Genomic DNA, 14839 nt, shown 5'->3' with positions numbered 1-14839 from the left:
CTTGTACTGTCTGCGTCGGCGCGCCTTGCCCCAGGTATGCCACGAAGTTTTGTTAGCGGCTTTGAGTCCAATCGTCTCCGATCAAGCCTTGTCCAATGCCTGGGCCGGGACGCGCCGGCGCGGACGGCGCAAGCCGCAAATCGTAAAGCGCGGGCTGGGGCGCTAAACCGCGCAGACGCGCCCGCGGCCAGTCCGCTTGGCCAGGTACAGCTGGTCGTCGGCCAGGCGGAGCAGGCGTTCGCCGTCTTCCCCGGCATCCGGTTCGATCACGGCCACCCCCTGGCTCAGCGTGACGCAGACGTCGACGCTTGAGGCCGGATGCTGGATGTGCAGGGCCCGCACCGCTGCGTCTATCTTGATGGCTACCGTCACCGCGCCGGCCAGCGTGGTTTCCGGCAGCAGACAGACAAATTCCTCTCCGCCGTAGCGCGCGGCCAGGTCGTAGGGGCGGCGCATCTGATCCTGGATCGCCGACGCCACCTGGCGCAGGCATTCATCGCCGGCGTGGTGGCCGCAGCTGTCGTTGTATTTCTTGAACAGGTCGACGTCGGACAGGATCAGCGCCAGCGTGCTGCGCGCGCGCTGGCAGTGGCGCCAGGCCTTGTCGAGGCGCTCGTCGAAATTCCTGCGGTTGGCGATGCCGGTCAAACCGTCGTGATAGGCCAGCACGCGCAACTGGTCGGCCTGGAATTTCAGCGTCAGGTGGGCGTTGACGCGGTTGAGCAGGGTGATGGGGGTGACGGGCTTGCTGACGAAATCGGCGGCGCCGGCCTCCCAGCATTCCAGCTCCTGTTGCGGGCTTTGCAGCCCGGTGACGAAGATGACGGGAATATCATGGGTGGCCGGATCCTGTTTCAGGCGCCGGCATACGTCCATGCCGTTGAGGCCGGGCATTTCCACGTCCAGCAGCAGCATGTCCGGCGGCGTGGCCCGGCAGAATTCCAGCGCCTGCTCGCCGTTGGTGGCCATGAAGACATCGTGCCGTTCGCGCAGTATCTGATGCGCGACCACGATATTGGCCGGCTGGTCGTCGACGACCAGTATCCGGCCGCGCCGGCCGGCGGCAGGCCGGGCAAGGCCTGGGATGTCTTGGTTCATGGCTGTGGCGCTTTCTGCTGCCGCATGTCCTCGCACAGGCGGACGGCAGCCGTGAAGTTCATCTGCATGATCGCCTCGTTGAGCCGGTCGAACTCGCCGGGCCGAGCGCGGCCATGGCGTTGCCGGAGCGAGGCGAACAGCTGTATCGCCTCGACATTGGCTTCGCGCAGCAGCTGGGCCAGTCTGGCGAGGCCCTCGGCCAGTTCGAGGCCCGGGTCCTGGCCATCAGGATGCTGCGGCGCGTTGAGGCGCGACGAGTTTTCCAGCTCCGCCGCCAATTGCCTGGCGGCCTGTTCGGCTTGCCCGGCTTCCCGTTCCAGGTCGGCGTAGTCGGCGGGCCAATCCTGCTCGGCGGACCGCAGCGCTTTTTCTTCCAGAGCGGCCGTCGCCGCCAGGGTTTCCGCGCCGATGGTGGCTGCCAGTCCTTTCAGTGTATGCAGAAACTGTATGCCTTGCTCGCGCTGCCGGAAGCGGCGCGCTTGCTGCAATCCATCCCGCAGCGCGCGGCTTTCCTCGCAGAAACTGAGCAGGGTGTGGCGGTAGATTTCCAGATTGCCGCCGAAGCGAACGATGGCGGCTTCGCTGTTCAGCAGCCGGCCGGCGACGGCAGCGGCCGGAGGGCGGCTTTCCGGAGCGGCCTGGCCGCGGGCGTGGTGCAGGATGACGCCGACCAGCTGGGCCAGGTCGAAGGGTTTACCGACATGGTCGTTCATGCCGGATGCCAGCGCGGCTTCGCGATCCGCCGGCATCACGTTGGCGGTCATGGCGACGATGGGCAGCGCCTCGGGCGGGAAATCCTGCCGCAGAATCCGGGTAACGGCATAGCCGTCCATGTCCGGCATCTGGATGTCCATCAATACCAGATTGTAAGGCGCGGGGGCGTTGCGAACCGCGTCCAGCGCCGCCATGCCGCAGTCGGCCACATCGATTTCGGCGCCTTCGCTGCCCAGCAGCTCGCGGGCGACTTGCTGGTTGGTCAGGTTGTCCTCCACCAGCAGCAGCCGCAACCCGCTCAGCCGCATTTGCCGGGGCGCGTCCGGAGGCGGGAGGCTTTCGCGGCGGCCATTGCCCGCCCGGGCGTCGGCGACGGCGTCGAACAGCATGGAGGCGGTGAGGGGCTTGACCAGTAGGCTGTCGAACATGTCTGGAGACTGGCTTCGCCGCTGCTCGAGCAGCTCGCGGCCATAAGCGGTGACCAGCACGATCACCGAGGCGCGCGCGCGGCTTTCCAGCTGGCGCAGCCGGCTGCAGGTTTCCCAGCCGTCCAGTCCCGGCATGCGCCAGTCCACCAGGATAACGTCATATTCTTTCGGACGGGGCCGCTCCATCAGGGCCAGCGCCTCCTCGCCGCTGGCCGCGGTATCCACTTGCCAGCCAAAGGCGCGCAACAGGCCGCTCTGGGTTTGGCGGGCGTTGTCGTTGTCGTCTATCACCAGGCAGCTGAGATCGCGCAGTGAGACGACGTCGACCGCCGGTTTCGGCGCTTCGGCCGTTTCGCAATCGATCTCGAAGCGGAACAGGCTGCCTTTTCCCGCTTCGCTTTCCACGCTCAGCTGGCCGCCCATCAGCGTCACCAGCCGTTGGCTGATGGCCAGGCCCAGGCCGGAGCCGCCGTAGCGGCGCGCGGTCGAGGCTTCCGCCTGGGAAAAGCCCTCGAAGATGCGTTGCAGATGTTCGGGCGCGATGCCGATGCCGGTGTCGCGCACCGAGAAGGCGATGCGCAGCTTGTCTTGTTTCCGGCCAAGCAGCCGCGCGGCCATCACCACTTCGCCGCGTTCGGTGAACTTGATCGCGTTGCCGGACAGGTTGATCAGGATTTGCTGCAGCCGCAGCGCGTCGGCGGAGATCCAGTCGGGCAGCCCGGGGTCGATGTCGAACAGCACTTCCACGTCCTTGTCGCCGACATTGGCGGACATGATCACGCCGACGTCGCGCAACAGTTTGTCGACGCTGAACGGATGGGGGGCCAGCGTCAGCTTGCCGACCTCCACCCGGGAGAAGTCCAGGATGTCGTTGAGTATGCCCAGCAGGGTGCGGGCGGCCGAGGCGGCCTTGTCGGCGTAGTCGGCCTGGCGCGGATTCAGGCCGGTCTGCTGGATCAGCTGCAGCATGCCCAGGATGGCGTTCATCGGCGTGCGGATCTCGTGGCTCATATTGGCCAGGAACTCCGACTTGGCGCGGTTGGCGCTGTCCGCCGCGGCTTTGGCCTGGCTCAGCCACGCTTCGCGTTCGCGCTCCAGCGTGACGTCGCGATTGATGCCGGCCACCCGGATCGCCTTGCCGCCTGAGCCGTATTCGACCCGGGCCGCGGCCTGCAGGTGGCGGGTTTCGCCGTCCTGCCGCAGGATGCGGAAGTCGGCGTTGTAGACGTCGGAGCCTTCCAGCGCGCGCTGCAGCTGGTGTTCGGCCTGTTCGACGTCGTCGGGATGGACCCGGCCGCGCCAGTGGTTGTAGTAGAGGCCGAAGTCGCGGAATGATCGGGGCAGGTCGTAGATCTCGAACATGCGGTCGTTCCATTCCAGCATGTCGCTGTCTATCGTCCAGCTCCAGATGCCGAGTTCGGCTACCTCCGCCGCCTTGACCAGCTGGTCGCGCGCCAGTTCCAGCTGGCGGCGGTCCTGTTCGCGCTGGGTGATGTCCGCGGCGATGACGAGATAGCCGGTGACGAGGCCATCGTCGTTTTCCAGCGCGGATACGGTCAGCAGCACCGGCAGGGTGCCGCCGTTGCGGCGGACGTAGGTCCATTGGCTTTCGTCAGGGCCCAGCCGGGATGGAGCGATGATGGCGTCGAGTCCGGGCTCGATCTCCTGGCCCAGGCGCTCGCCGATCAGACGCGCGCGCTCTGCCAGTTCGCGCGGATCATGGAAGCGGGTCAGGGATTCGCGTCCTATCATGTCGGCGGCGGCGTAGCCCAGCATGCGTTCGGCGGCGGGGTTGAACAGAGTGATCACGCCATCCTGGTCGGTGGCGATGATGGCGTAGCCGGCATTGGCGAGGATGGCGTTTTGCAGCGCGGAGAATACCCGGATCTGCGCGGTGCGCTGTTCCACTTGCCTCTCCAGCCAGGCATTCATCTCGAGGATGCGCCGCTCGTTCGCCACCTGTTCGGTGATGTCGCGGATGATCAGAGCGACGCCGCCCTGCCGCCCGGCGGTCAGCACCGGCGAGACGGTGACGGCGGCATCCAGCCGCCTGCCCTCCCGGTCGTGGAGGAAGCAGATCAGCTCCAGCGGCGTCAACTCCCGCGGCTCGACGCTCCGGAAGGATAGCGCGCGGCTGTCCGCCGAGGGCAGCTGGATGAAGTTTTCCAGCGGTTTGCCCAGCGTTTCCCGCGCCGGGTAGCCCAGCATTTTTTCCGCGCCCAGGTTCCAGCTGGCGATGCGGCCTTCGGCGGAGCAGCCGATGATGGCGTCGTGCGAGCTTTCCACGATGGCGGCCAGCTCAGCCTGGCGGGCGCTGGCTTGCCGGTATTTGCGCCGGTAGACCGCCAGCACCATGGCGATCAGCAAAAATACGCCCAGCGTGCTGCCCAGCGCGGACAGGCGGGCGGTTTGGGCCAGCTTGGCGACTGCCTGATCCGGCAGCGCGGCGTAAATGCGGCAGTAGTGTTCCGGCGCGGCTGGATCGAAGGGGATGTCCAGCCAGCGGGCGTAGGCGGTGCCGTGGGGCGAGGCATAGGCTTGCAGGCCATCCGGCTGGTCGGCCCTGGCTGGAGTCGGCCGGAAGTCGTCCTGCCAGCGCCAGCGCTGGCCATGCTCGAAGCCGAACGTGCGCTGAGGGTCGGGCTGCAGCAGATAGTCGCCGTCGCGGTTGGTCAGGTAGATGCGCAGCTCCACCGGAATGTTTTTCAGGAGCGACTGCAGCAGCCGGCTGGCATTGTAATTGAGGATCACAATGCCGAACATGCGTCCCTGCTCGTTGAATATCGGGGTGGCCACGCGCAGCGTCGGGAGCAGCCCGGCATCGGGTTGCGGATGCGGAGAATGGCGCCGGCCCGCCGTGATGTCGGAAAAATAGACTTGTCCCCGCGCCAGCTTGGCTGTGGCTTGCATGTAATCGCTGCCGCCATGCGTGCGCAGCGTTTGGGCGGATACGATTTGCGCCTGGCCGCCGGGGCCGCGCTCGGCCCGCACCAGTTCCCGGCCGTTGTCCGCCACGCCGATGAAGCGAATGGCGGTCAGGTCGGGGTTGGCGTCGAGGAAGGAGGCGAATATGGTGCCCAGTTGCCGCCTCCAGGTTTCATCGCGGGTGTTTTTCCGGCGGTCCTGGCCCTGCTTGGACGCGGCGCGGACGATGCCGGACACCGGTGGCGTGTTGCCGAGAAACAGCGCGTCGCGGCGCAGCTGGTCGAACTGCTGCCGCAGGATGTCGTTGCGGGTATGGGTGACGTAGCCCAGGCGGATCTGGTAGGCGCTCAGCAGCTGTTGGCGTTGGTGCAGGCCCGCCTGGAACGCCACCACCGCGGCGACGGCCGCCACCATGCACAGGAAGGCGACGATCAGCCGCAATTCCTGTTTCAGCCAGCCGGACAGACGCGGAATCCGAGACACGGGCAGCTCCTGCGAGTAAGGAGGGGCGGATCGGCGATACCGTTTTCGATTATAGGTAGAGCCGGCGCGCATTTGAATTGCATTTCATGCGAAGGCGCGAGGCCGGCCGATTGCCGCGGGGGCGGCCGGGCGGAGCGGGCAAAAGGGGAGCGCTTCGCCGGCGGGGGGCATTCGATAAAACGCCCGGGACGCGTTGGCGCGGCCGGGCGTTGGCGCATCCCCTGCCGGGGAAAAAGCGGCCCCGCAGCGGGGCCGTCGTGGATCAGCGCAGTTCTTTCCACAGGAATGCGTATTCCATCGCCGCGATGCGGGCTTCCTCGTCGTGGCTGGCGGCGGCGCCGTGACCGCCTTCGGTGCGCTCGTAATAGCGGACATCGGCGCCCATCGCCTTCATCGCCGCGTACATCTTGCGGGCGTGGCCGGGATGGACGCGGTCGTCCAGCGTGGAGGTGGCGAACAGCGTGGCCGGGTACTTGGCGCCGGGCCGGATGTTCTGGTACGGCGAATAGCGCTGGATGTAGGCCCAGTCTGTCGGCTGGTCCGGGTTGCCGTATTCGTCCATCCAGCTGGCGCCGGCCAAGAGCTTGTTGAAGCGCCGCATGTCCAGCAGCGGCACCTGGCAGACCACGGCGTGGAACAGCTGCGGGTACTTGGTCAGCATCACGCCCATCAGCAGGCCGCCGTTGCTGCCGCCCTTGATGCCGAGATGGCGGGCGTCGGCGATGCCGCGCCGGGCCAGATCCCTGGCGATGGACGAGAAGTCGTCGTAGGCTTTCTGGCGTTTGTGCTTCAACGCCGCCTCGTGCCAGGCCGGGCCGTATTCGCCGCCGCCGCGGATATTGCCCAGCACGTAGACGCCGCCTCGCTCCAGCCAGGCCTTGCCCAATGTGCCGCTGTAATAGGGCGTCAGCGACACTTCGAAGCCGCCGTAGCCGTACAGCAGCGTCGGGTTCTTGCCGTTCAGCTTCACGTCCTTGCGCGCCACCACGAAGTAGGGCACGCGGGTGCCGTCGTCGGAGCGGGCGAAGAACTGCTGGATGCGATAGGGCTTGGCGTCGAAGAAGGCGGGCTGCTGTTTCAGCGGCTCGCGCGCGTCGCTGCCGGCGTGGGCCAGCGACAGCGAGGTCGGCGTCAGGAAGTCGGTGAAGGTGAAGAAGTAGTCGTCGGAGTCGTCGCTGTCCACCGCGCTGACGCTGATGCTGCCGTAGCCGGGCGCGCCCACCGGGCGCGACTGCCATTTGCCGTCCACCACTTTCCATTCGACCAGCCGGCTCTTGACGTTGTCGAGCACGGTCAGGATCAGCGCGTCGCGGGTGCCGGCGCTGCCGCCCAGCGAGGTGGTGGCGCTGGGCTGGAACAGGGCGGCGACGTCGCGCTTGCCCTGCAGGTAGTCGCTTGCCTTGATGGCCAGCAGGCTGCCGGCCTTCCATTCATGGCCGCCGACATTCCAGTCCTGACGCGGCCGCAGCAGCAGCCAGGGGCCATGGAAGGACGCTTCGACGTGGCCGGGCTTGTCCAGCTTCAGCCACTTGCCGTCCTGTTTCAGGTAGGTGTCGCTGGAGAAGAAGCTGGTGCCTTGGCTGATCACGTCATAATGATGGCCGGCGGTGTCGATGCCGTCGGCGTTGACCGAGATGTCGGTCTGCTTGCCCTCGAACAGCGTCGCGGCGGCGGCCAGCGGCTGGCCGCGCTTCCATTCCTTGACGATGCGTGGGTAGCCGGAGTCGGTCAGCGAGCCTTTGCCGAAGTCGGTGGCGACGTACAGCGTGTCGCGGTCGGCCCAGTTGACCTCGCTCTTGGCTTCCGGCACCACGAAGCCGTCGGCGAGGAAGCGTTTGGCCGGCAGGTCGAATTCGCGCACCACCGCGGCGTCGCCGCCGCCGCGGCTCAGCCGGATCAGGCAGCGGTCCTGCTTGGGCTTGACGCAGTCCGCGCCTTGCCACACCCAGTTTTCCTTTTCATCCTTCGCCAGCTTGTCCAGGTCCAGCACCATCTCCCAGGCCGGATCGGCCTTGCGGTATTCGTCCAGCGTGGCGCTGCGCCACAGGCCTCGCGGGTGCTGGGCATCGCGCCAGAAGTTGTAGTAGCGGTCGCCTATCTTTTCGATGGAGGGAATGCGCGCGCTGGAGTCGAGGACGGCCAGAATGTCCCGCTTCAACTGCGGGAAGCTTTTCCAGCCCTCGGTTTCCTTGACGGTGAGCGCGTTCTGCTGATGCACCCATTGCAGCGCATCCTTGCCCTGGATGTTTTCCAGCCACAGGTAGGGGTCCTGCGCGGCGGCATGGCCCTGCGCCGCCAACAGCAGAGCCGCGGACGCGAGCAGTCTGGTCTTCATGATGTTCTCCTAAGTGCGGAGCCCTTGCCGCCGGCGCGGTTGGCGTGCAGGGCGCCCTGTTGTCGCGGCGCGCCGGTCGGGCGGCGGCCAGTTCCAGACTGTATCGCGTTTCAAATCCTTTTGTCATCGGCGCGGGACGCCGGTTTCCCTTTCTGATTGAGGCGTCTGGGTCCGGCTGCCGCGGGTTTCAGGCTTTTCCCGCCCATATCGTCGGCCTGCGGCCTGCCCATGGCAGGCCGCGCTCCAGCTGGCCTGCCATCCGGAACAGCGCGTCCTCCCGTCCGGCCGGCGCGACGAACTGCATGCCGACCGGCAAGCCGGACGCCGCATCCTGGAACAGCGGCACCGACATGGCCGGCGCGCCGGCGGCGTTGAAGACCGGGGTGAACGGCGAGCCGCCCATCACGCGCTCGGTCCACTGGTGGCCGTCCATCGTTTCCGCGCCGGCCGCATAGCTGCCGATGGGCGGCGCCAGATCGGGCAGGGTCGGCGTCAGCAGCAGATCGTAGCGCGAGAAGAAGGCGGCGACGCTGCGGGTGACGACGTTGCGCAGATCCAGCGCCCGCACGATCTCGATGCCGCGTATCCCGTGTCCGGTCCGGTAGACGGCGAGCGTCTGCGGCTCCAGCGTGGACAGATCGATCTTGCGCCCGGTGGCTGCCGCCATGTCGTCGATCCAGGCGGCGATGTTGGCGGCCCACAGCACCGAGCTGGCGCGGACGAAGGCGTCCCAGCTGCAGCCCAAGGGAAGTTCCGCCTCTTCCACGACATGGCCTAGCGACTCGCATAGCCGCATGGCGGCTTCCAGATGCCCGACGATGGCCGTCGCCGTGCGCTGGCCGCCCCAGGCCTGCGGCATCACGCCTATCTTCAGCCTGCCGGGTTCTATGCCGACCTGCGCAAGATAGCTGCCGTCTGGTTCCTCTATGCAAAAGGGCTGGCCGGCGTCCGCGCCGCGCGCGGCGTCGAGCAGCGCGGCGCTGTCGCGCACCGAACGGCTGACGCCCAGTTGCGCGGCCAGGCCGTGGATGGCCTCGTCGAGAATCGGGCCGTTGGATACGCGGCCGCGCGTCGGCTTCAGTCCGAATGCGCCGGAGGCGGCGGACGGGATGCGGATGGAGCCGGCCGCGTCGGTCGCATGGGCCATCGGCACGATGCCGGCGGCTACCGCTGCCGCCGCGCCGCCGCTGGAGCCGCCCGCGCCGCGAGCCGGATTCCAGGGATTGCGGGTCGGGCCGCAGAGCGCGGATTCGGTGGTGCCGCTCCAGGCGAACTCGGGTGTGGTGGTTCGTCCCAGCGTCGCCAGTCCCGCTTCGCGGAAGCGCCGCATCAGGATGGAGTCGGCCGCGGCGGTGAAGCCTTGCGCCAGCCGGCTGCCGAATTCTATCTTCCTGCCAGCCATGGTCACGCCGACATCCTTGATCAGGAAGGGCACGCCGGCGAGCGGCGAGCCGCGCTCCAGCGCCGAGGCGATGCCCGACAGTTCGGGCTGCCAGGTTTCGATGACCGCGTTGATTTGAGGGTTGACCGCCGCGCACGCCCGCAGCGCCGCATCGGCGAGCTCCTGCGGGCTGACTTCGCCCCGCGCGACCAGATTGCCCAGTCCCACCGCGTCATATTGCGCATATTCCGAAAGCTTCATCGCTGATTCCCATGGAGGATGCCCCGGCTCGACATGAGCCGGAGATTGGTGATACCGTTCGGTATCATTGCATGGGCATGATGATACCGATCGGTATCGTCGTCAAGACGGATGGAAAAATGAACAAGCGAAAAGCGGGCGAGTCTTCGGCCGCGCCGCGGGAGCGCCTCCTCGAGGCGGCAGGCGAACTGTTTTACAACGATGGCATCCGGGCGACCGGCGTCGAGGCGATCGCCGCCCGGGCGAATACCACCAAGATGGCGCTGTACCGCCATTTCCAGTCGAAAGACGCGCTGTTGGCGGAATGGCTGCGCCAGGTGATCGCCGGCTACTGGCGCACGTTCGACGCCATAGCGGCCGAGCACGCCGGGGATCCGCGCGCGCAGATTCTGGGATGGGCGGCTTTCTTCGCCGACGACGCCGGCGCCTGGTCGCACCGCGGCTGTCCGTTCATCAATTCGATCGCGGAGCTGCCGGACAGAGAACACGTCGGCCGCAAACTGATAGCGGAATACAAGCAAGGCCAGTGGCGGCGGCTGGCGGGCTTGTGCCGGGCCGCCGGCCTCGCGTCGCCCGAGGATACGGCGAGCGAACTGATGCTGGTGTTCGAAGGCGCGCAGGTCGCCGCGCAGAACCAGTCCATCGTTGATGCCGGCACGCTCGCGCTACGGATCGCCAGCGCCATTGTCGAACGGCAGGCGAAGGCGTCGACCGGCTGAGCCGCCGTGAAAAAGCCCCGCGGCGGGCGGGGCTTGGCCGGGAGCTTACAGCGCCGGGTAGTCGGTATAGCCTTCCGCGCCGCCGCCGTAGAAGCTGTCCGGCTTGGGCGGATTCAGCGGGGCGTTGCGCTTCAGCCGCTCCACCAGGTCCGGGTTGGCGATATAGCTGCGGCCGAAGGCGGCGGCGTCGATATAGCCTTTCCTCAGCAGCGTTTCGGCCTTTTCCGCGGTGTAGCCGCCGGCGCCGATTATCACCCCGGGATAGCGCTGGCGCAGCTCGGCGCGGAAGCCGTCGTCCAACACCGGGCCGCCGGCCCAGTCGGGCTCGGAGATGTGCAGGAAAGCCAGCTTGCGCTTGGCCAGCTGCTCGGCCAGGTACAGCGCCATCTCCAGCTGGTCGGTGTTGGTGACGCCGTTGAAGATGCCCAGCGGCGAGATGCGGATGCCGACGTGATCGGCGTCCCACTCGGCCACCACCGCGTCCACCACTTCCAGCAGTAAGCGGGCGCGGTTTTCCACGCTGCTGCCGTACTGGTCGGTGCGGACGTTGGCTTGCGGCGACAGGAACTGGTCGATCAGATAGCCGTGGGCGCCGTGGATTTCCACCAGGTCGAAGCCGGCGCGGCGCGCGTTGTCTGTGGCGCGGCGGTAGTCCTCGATGATGTCCTCGATTTCCTCGATTTCCAGCGCGCGCGGGGTGTCGCATTGCTCGCGCACCAAGCTGCCGTCGGCGGCGCGGATATTGGTGCGGCTGTCGGCCTGGATGGCGGACGGCCCGACCGGCGCGTCGCCGTTAGGCTGCAGCGAGCGGTGCGAGATGCGGCCGGTGTGCCACAGCTGCAGCGCGATCTTGCCGCCGTCCTGATGCACGGCGTCGGTCACTTCGCTCCAGGCGCGGACCTGTTCCTCGCTGTAGATGCCGGGCGCGCCGGCATAGCCCTTGGCGGTGGGCGAGATGTGGGTGCCCTCGGCCACGATCAGGCCGGCGCTGGCGCGCTGGCGATAGTATTCCTTGGCCAGCGGGCCGGGCACGTCGCCCGGTTCGATGTTGCGCAGGCGGGTCAGCGGGGCCATCGCCACGCGGTTGGCCAGGGCGACGGCGCCCATTTGCAGCGGGGTCAGCAGTTTGTCGGCGTGCATATCGGTTTCCTTGGAGGAGTGGTCGGAGTTACTGCTCGAAGCCAAAACCCTGGGCGCGCGCGACGGGCGCGACCTTGGGGAAGTAAACCTGGCGGTAGTAGCGCGCGGTGTTGGCGGTCCAGGGCTCGCCGTCGGCGCGGCCGATGTCCTGCCAGTGGCGGCGCAGGGTGTCGTCGTAGGCGGCGATGTGGCCGGCCAGCTCAGCGGCCTGGTAGCTTTCGCGATGGACGAAGCTCGAGCGCGGCAGGCGGGGTTTCTGTTCGGCGTCATCCTGAACGTGGCCTATCACCAGGCCAACCAGCGGGAAGGTCAGTTCCGGCAGATCCAGCAGGTCTATCATCGCCTGCGGATCGCGGCGGATGCCGCCGATCGGCACCACGCCCAGACCGGCGGCGTGCGCGGCGGTGATCATGTTGCCCAGCGCGATGCCGGCATCCACCGAGCCGACGGCGAAGGCTTCCACGCTGTCGTGTATCACCTGCTTTTCGCCGGCCATCTCCACGCCGAGATGGGTTTTGTGGAAGTCCATCACCACAGCGACGAACACCGGCGCCTGGGCGATCCACGGTTGTCCGCCAGCGATTTCGGCGATGCGCCGGCGGCGTTCGGCGTCCTGCACCACCACCAGCGAGACCTGCTGGCCGTTGATCGAGGTGGGGCCTTTCCAGGCGGCGTCCAGCACGGCGTCCAGCAGTTCCGGGGCGACGGGCTTGTCCTGATAGCTGCGCACGCTGCGATGACTGTGCATCAGTTGCAAGGTTTCGTTCATGATTCGCTCCATTTCAATTAAATGAGTAGACCAGTCGTCTAGTATTGGTTTCAAGAAAACCCGCCGGCTGCGGCGGGGGCTCTCTTTATCGTTTACAGCTGGCGTTGTCAGGCTGCGGCAGCATGGTTTCCGTCAAGCGGTAGGCGTTGTGCATGGGCTGGTCGGAGCGCTGCACCTTGTACAGCAGCGCGCTGCCCACCCACAGGCTGTACAGGCTGGCGGCCAACTCGTCGGCTTCCAGATAGGTGCACAGGCTGCCTTCGGCCTGGCCGCGGCGTATGGCGTCGGCCAGGCGGGAAATCAGCCGGCCCATGCCTTCGGCCAGCATTTCGCGCATCGGCTCGGACAGGTCGGACACTTCCGCCGCCAGTTTCACCGCCAGGCAGGTATGGCTCTGTTCGGTGCAGCGGTGGGTGTCCAGCCAGCCCTGGAAATAGCGGATCAGACAGTCGCGGGCGTTGCCGGACTCGGGCCGCAGCAGCACTACCAGTCTTTCGTCGTAACTCAGGAAGTAGCGGCGCAGCATTTCCACGCCGTAGCCTTCCTTGGACGGAAAGTAATGGTAGAACGACCCCTTGGGCACGCCGGCGGTGGAGAGAATCTCCGCCAGCCCGACGGCTGCGAAGCCTTTGCCGAGGATGATTTCCTCGCCGGTGGCCAGCAGGTGCTCGCGGGTATCGGCTGAATGATTGGCTCGTGACATGCGCTGAATACTACTAGACCAGTCGTCTAGTTTCAAGAAAATTATCCGCCAACTCTCAAACCGTTGTCGTTTTCATTCCACAGCGGCGCGGCTTGACTGAGCCGGATGCCCATCCTACAACCAGCTCAGCGCGTCGCCGCCAAGCGGCCGATCCGGTCGGACGACCGGGCGGAGGCGCATTGCGAAAGGAGCGGGCGATGGACGAAAAGAATGCAACGGATCAAGAAGGCGCGCCGGATGCAGGCCGCCGCGAGGCCTTGGGCTGTCTGGCCGCCTGGTCCGGCGCGGCGCTGGTGTGGACCATGGCGGGCGGCGTGCCGCGGGCGCAGGCCGCCGAAGAGATGGGCGCCGGCGAGAGCGGCTTGAGTTTCGTGCAGATCAGCGACACCCATCTGGGCTTCCACCGCGAGGCCAATCCCGACGTGCAGGGCAGCCTGCGCCGCGCGATCGCCGACATCAACGCCTTGCAGCGGGCGCCGGCCTTCGCCGTGCACACCGGCGACGTCAGCCACCTGTCCAAGCCGGAGGAGTTCGATCTGGGGCGGCAGATGTTCAAGGAGATCCGCGTCGACCGCGTCCACACCATTCCCGGCGAGCATGACGCGCTGGACGACGGCGTGTCCGGCTATCTGAAGTTCTTCGACCACGACGGCAAGGGCAAGGCCTGGTACAGCTTCGACCAGGGCGGCGTCCACTTCGTCGCGCTCAACAATGTGCTGAACTTCTCCACCGGCCGGCTGGCGGCGCTGGGCGACGAGCAACTGGCCTGGCTGAAGCGCGATCTGGCCGGGCTGTCCCGTTCTACGCCCATCATCGTGCTGGCCCATATTCCCTTGTGGACGGTGTACGAGCCGTGGGGCTGGGGCACCGCCGACGCCGACCGGGTGATGGCGTTGCTGCGGCCGTTCGGCTCGGTGACGGTGTTGAACGGCCATATTCATCAGGTGATGCAGAAAGTGGAGGGGCATGTCGCCTTCCACACCGCGCGCTCGCTGGCCTATCCGCTGCCGACGCCGGGCCAGGCTGGTTTCGGCGAGCCGGCGCCGGTCAAGGTGCCGGCCGGGGAGTTGGGCAAGCTGCTGGGCACCCGGCAGCTGACCATCGTTCCGGGCAGCGGCCAGCTGGCGATGGTCGACACGCCGCTGGATCATTGAGAGAGGGGGATGGCATGAGCGCTTGGAAAACGGGAGCGGCGCTGGGCGCCTGGCTGGCCGCCGGCATGGCCTGGGCCGGACCGCAGCAGGTGGACATCAGCAAGTTCGCGTTCACGCCGAAGGAGGTCACGGTGGCGCCGGGCGCCAAGGTGACGTGGGTCAACCATGATGAAGTCCCGCATACGGTGTCGGGCCGCGACAAGTCCTTCGTCTCCAAGGCGCTGGACACCGACGATCGCTACGAGCATGTGTTCGACAAGGAAGGCGACTATGCCTACTTCTGCGCGGTGCACCCGTACATGACCGGCGTGGTGCATGTGCGCAAGCCCTGAACCGGTGGCGGTTTCCGGCTATTTCAGATAGGAGCGGAGCACTTGCAGCACGGCGTCCAGGTCGTGCTGGCGCTGCTCCAGCTCCGGCTCCTTGACCACGTGGTCGGTCAGATGGCCTTCCATCACCGCCAGCATCAGCCCGTTGACCGCGCCGCGTATCGCGGCGATCTGCTGCAGGATGGCCGAACAGTCGCCATCGCTCTCCAGTTGTTTTTCCAGCGCGGCGGCCTGGCCCTTCAGGCGGCGCACCCGCGCCAGCAGTTTGGCCTTGTCCCGTACCGTGTGCGACATCGTGTGGTTCTCCGTTCTCGATCACCTGATCTTAGCATGGCATATACTGGGGGCTAGTATATTGATACTGGGGGTGAGTATAATGCGGCGCACCTACCTCCTACCC

11 protein-coding genes are annotated in these 14839 nt (G+C 66.8%); 3 read left to right on the top strand and 8 right to left on the bottom strand.

Going from position 1 to position 14839, the window contains the following annotated elements; all coding sequences use genetic code 11:
- Positions 1-162 precede the first annotated feature (162 nt).
- The 4 genes from VL52_RS11730 to VL52_RS11715 form a co-directional block, all read right to left on the bottom strand.
- Positions 163-1098, bottom strand: a complete 936-nt coding sequence (locus VL52_RS11730) for a diguanylate cyclase domain-containing protein (RefSeq protein WP_046157201.1) — start codon at positions 1096-1098, stop codon at positions 163-165.
- Positions 1095-5648, bottom strand: coding sequence for a PAS domain-containing hybrid sensor histidine kinase/response regulator (locus VL52_RS11725; RefSeq protein ID WP_052729266.1), 4554 nt, complete (start codon positions 5646-5648; stop codon positions 1095-1097). The genes VL52_RS11730 and VL52_RS11725 overlap by 4 nt, the downstream gene beginning before the upstream one ends.
- Positions 5649-5910: 262 nt before the next feature.
- The gene (locus tag VL52_RS11720) at positions 5911-7983 is read right to left on the bottom strand and encodes a prolyl oligopeptidase family serine peptidase (RefSeq protein ID WP_046157200.1); all 2073 of its coding nucleotides are present in this window, start codon (positions 7981-7983) and stop codon (positions 5911-5913) included.
- A gap of 187 nt (positions 7984-8170) precedes the next feature.
- Positions 8171-9625, bottom strand: a complete 1455-nt coding sequence (locus VL52_RS11715) for an amidase (RefSeq protein ID WP_046157199.1) — start codon at positions 9623-9625, stop codon at positions 8171-8173.
- 71 nt (positions 9626-9696) lie between these two features.
- On the opposite strand from VL52_RS11715, the gene VL52_RS11710 reads away from it, so the two are divergent.
- Positions 9697-10344 (top strand): TetR/AcrR family transcriptional regulator, encoded by a 648-nt coding sequence (locus VL52_RS11710; protein ID WP_200895998.1) that lies wholly within the window; start codon positions 9697-9699, stop codon positions 10342-10344.
- A 45-nt stretch (positions 10345-10389) separates the two neighbouring features.
- Here VL52_RS11710 and VL52_RS11705 read toward each other — a convergent pair whose 3' ends face one another.
- The 3 genes from VL52_RS11705 to VL52_RS11695 all read right to left on the bottom strand — a co-directional run bounded on the left by VL52_RS11705 (position 10390) and on the right by VL52_RS11695 (position 12956).
- A complete protein-coding gene (locus VL52_RS11705) occupies positions 10390-11484 on the bottom strand; it encodes an alkene reductase (RefSeq protein ID WP_046157198.1) in 1095 nt (364 codons plus the stop codon).
- A 28-nt stretch (positions 11485-11512) separates the two neighbouring features.
- The gene (locus VL52_RS11700) at positions 11513-12253 is read right to left on the bottom strand and encodes an NADPH-dependent oxidoreductase (protein WP_046157197.1); all 741 of its coding nucleotides are present in this window, start codon (positions 12251-12253) and stop codon (positions 11513-11515) included.
- An 85-nt stretch (positions 12254-12338) separates the two neighbouring features.
- Complete coding sequence (locus VL52_RS11695; RefSeq protein ID WP_021477715.1) at positions 12339-12956, bottom strand: TetR/AcrR family transcriptional regulator; 618 nt, start codon at positions 12954-12956, stop codon at positions 12339-12341.
- A 197-nt stretch (positions 12957-13153) separates the two neighbouring features.
- On the opposite strand from VL52_RS11695, the gene VL52_RS11690 reads away from it, so the two are divergent.
- Complete coding sequence (locus VL52_RS11690) at positions 13154-14110, top strand: metallophosphoesterase family protein (protein ID WP_046157196.1); 957 nt, start codon at positions 13154-13156, stop codon at positions 14108-14110.
- Positions 14111-14124: 14 nt separating this feature from the next.
- Complete coding sequence (locus VL52_RS11685) at positions 14125-14442, top strand: cupredoxin domain-containing protein (RefSeq protein WP_046157195.1); 318 nt, start codon at positions 14125-14127, stop codon at positions 14440-14442.
- A gap of 18 nt (positions 14443-14460) precedes the next feature.
- Here VL52_RS11685 and VL52_RS11680 read toward each other — a convergent pair whose 3' ends face one another.
- Positions 14461-14733, bottom strand: coding sequence for a metal/formaldehyde-sensitive transcriptional repressor (locus VL52_RS11680; protein ID WP_046157194.1), 273 nt, complete (start codon positions 14731-14733; stop codon positions 14461-14463).
- Between the last annotated feature and the right edge of the window lie 106 nt (positions 14734-14839).

Source organism: Chromobacterium vaccinii (genome assembly GCF_000971335.1).
Classification (GTDB): domain Bacteria; phylum Pseudomonadota; class Gammaproteobacteria; order Burkholderiales; family Chromobacteriaceae; genus Chromobacterium; species Chromobacterium vaccinii.
The sequence above is the reverse complement of the archived record's forward strand: the minus strand, read 5'-3'. Positions and strand labels throughout refer to the sequence as shown.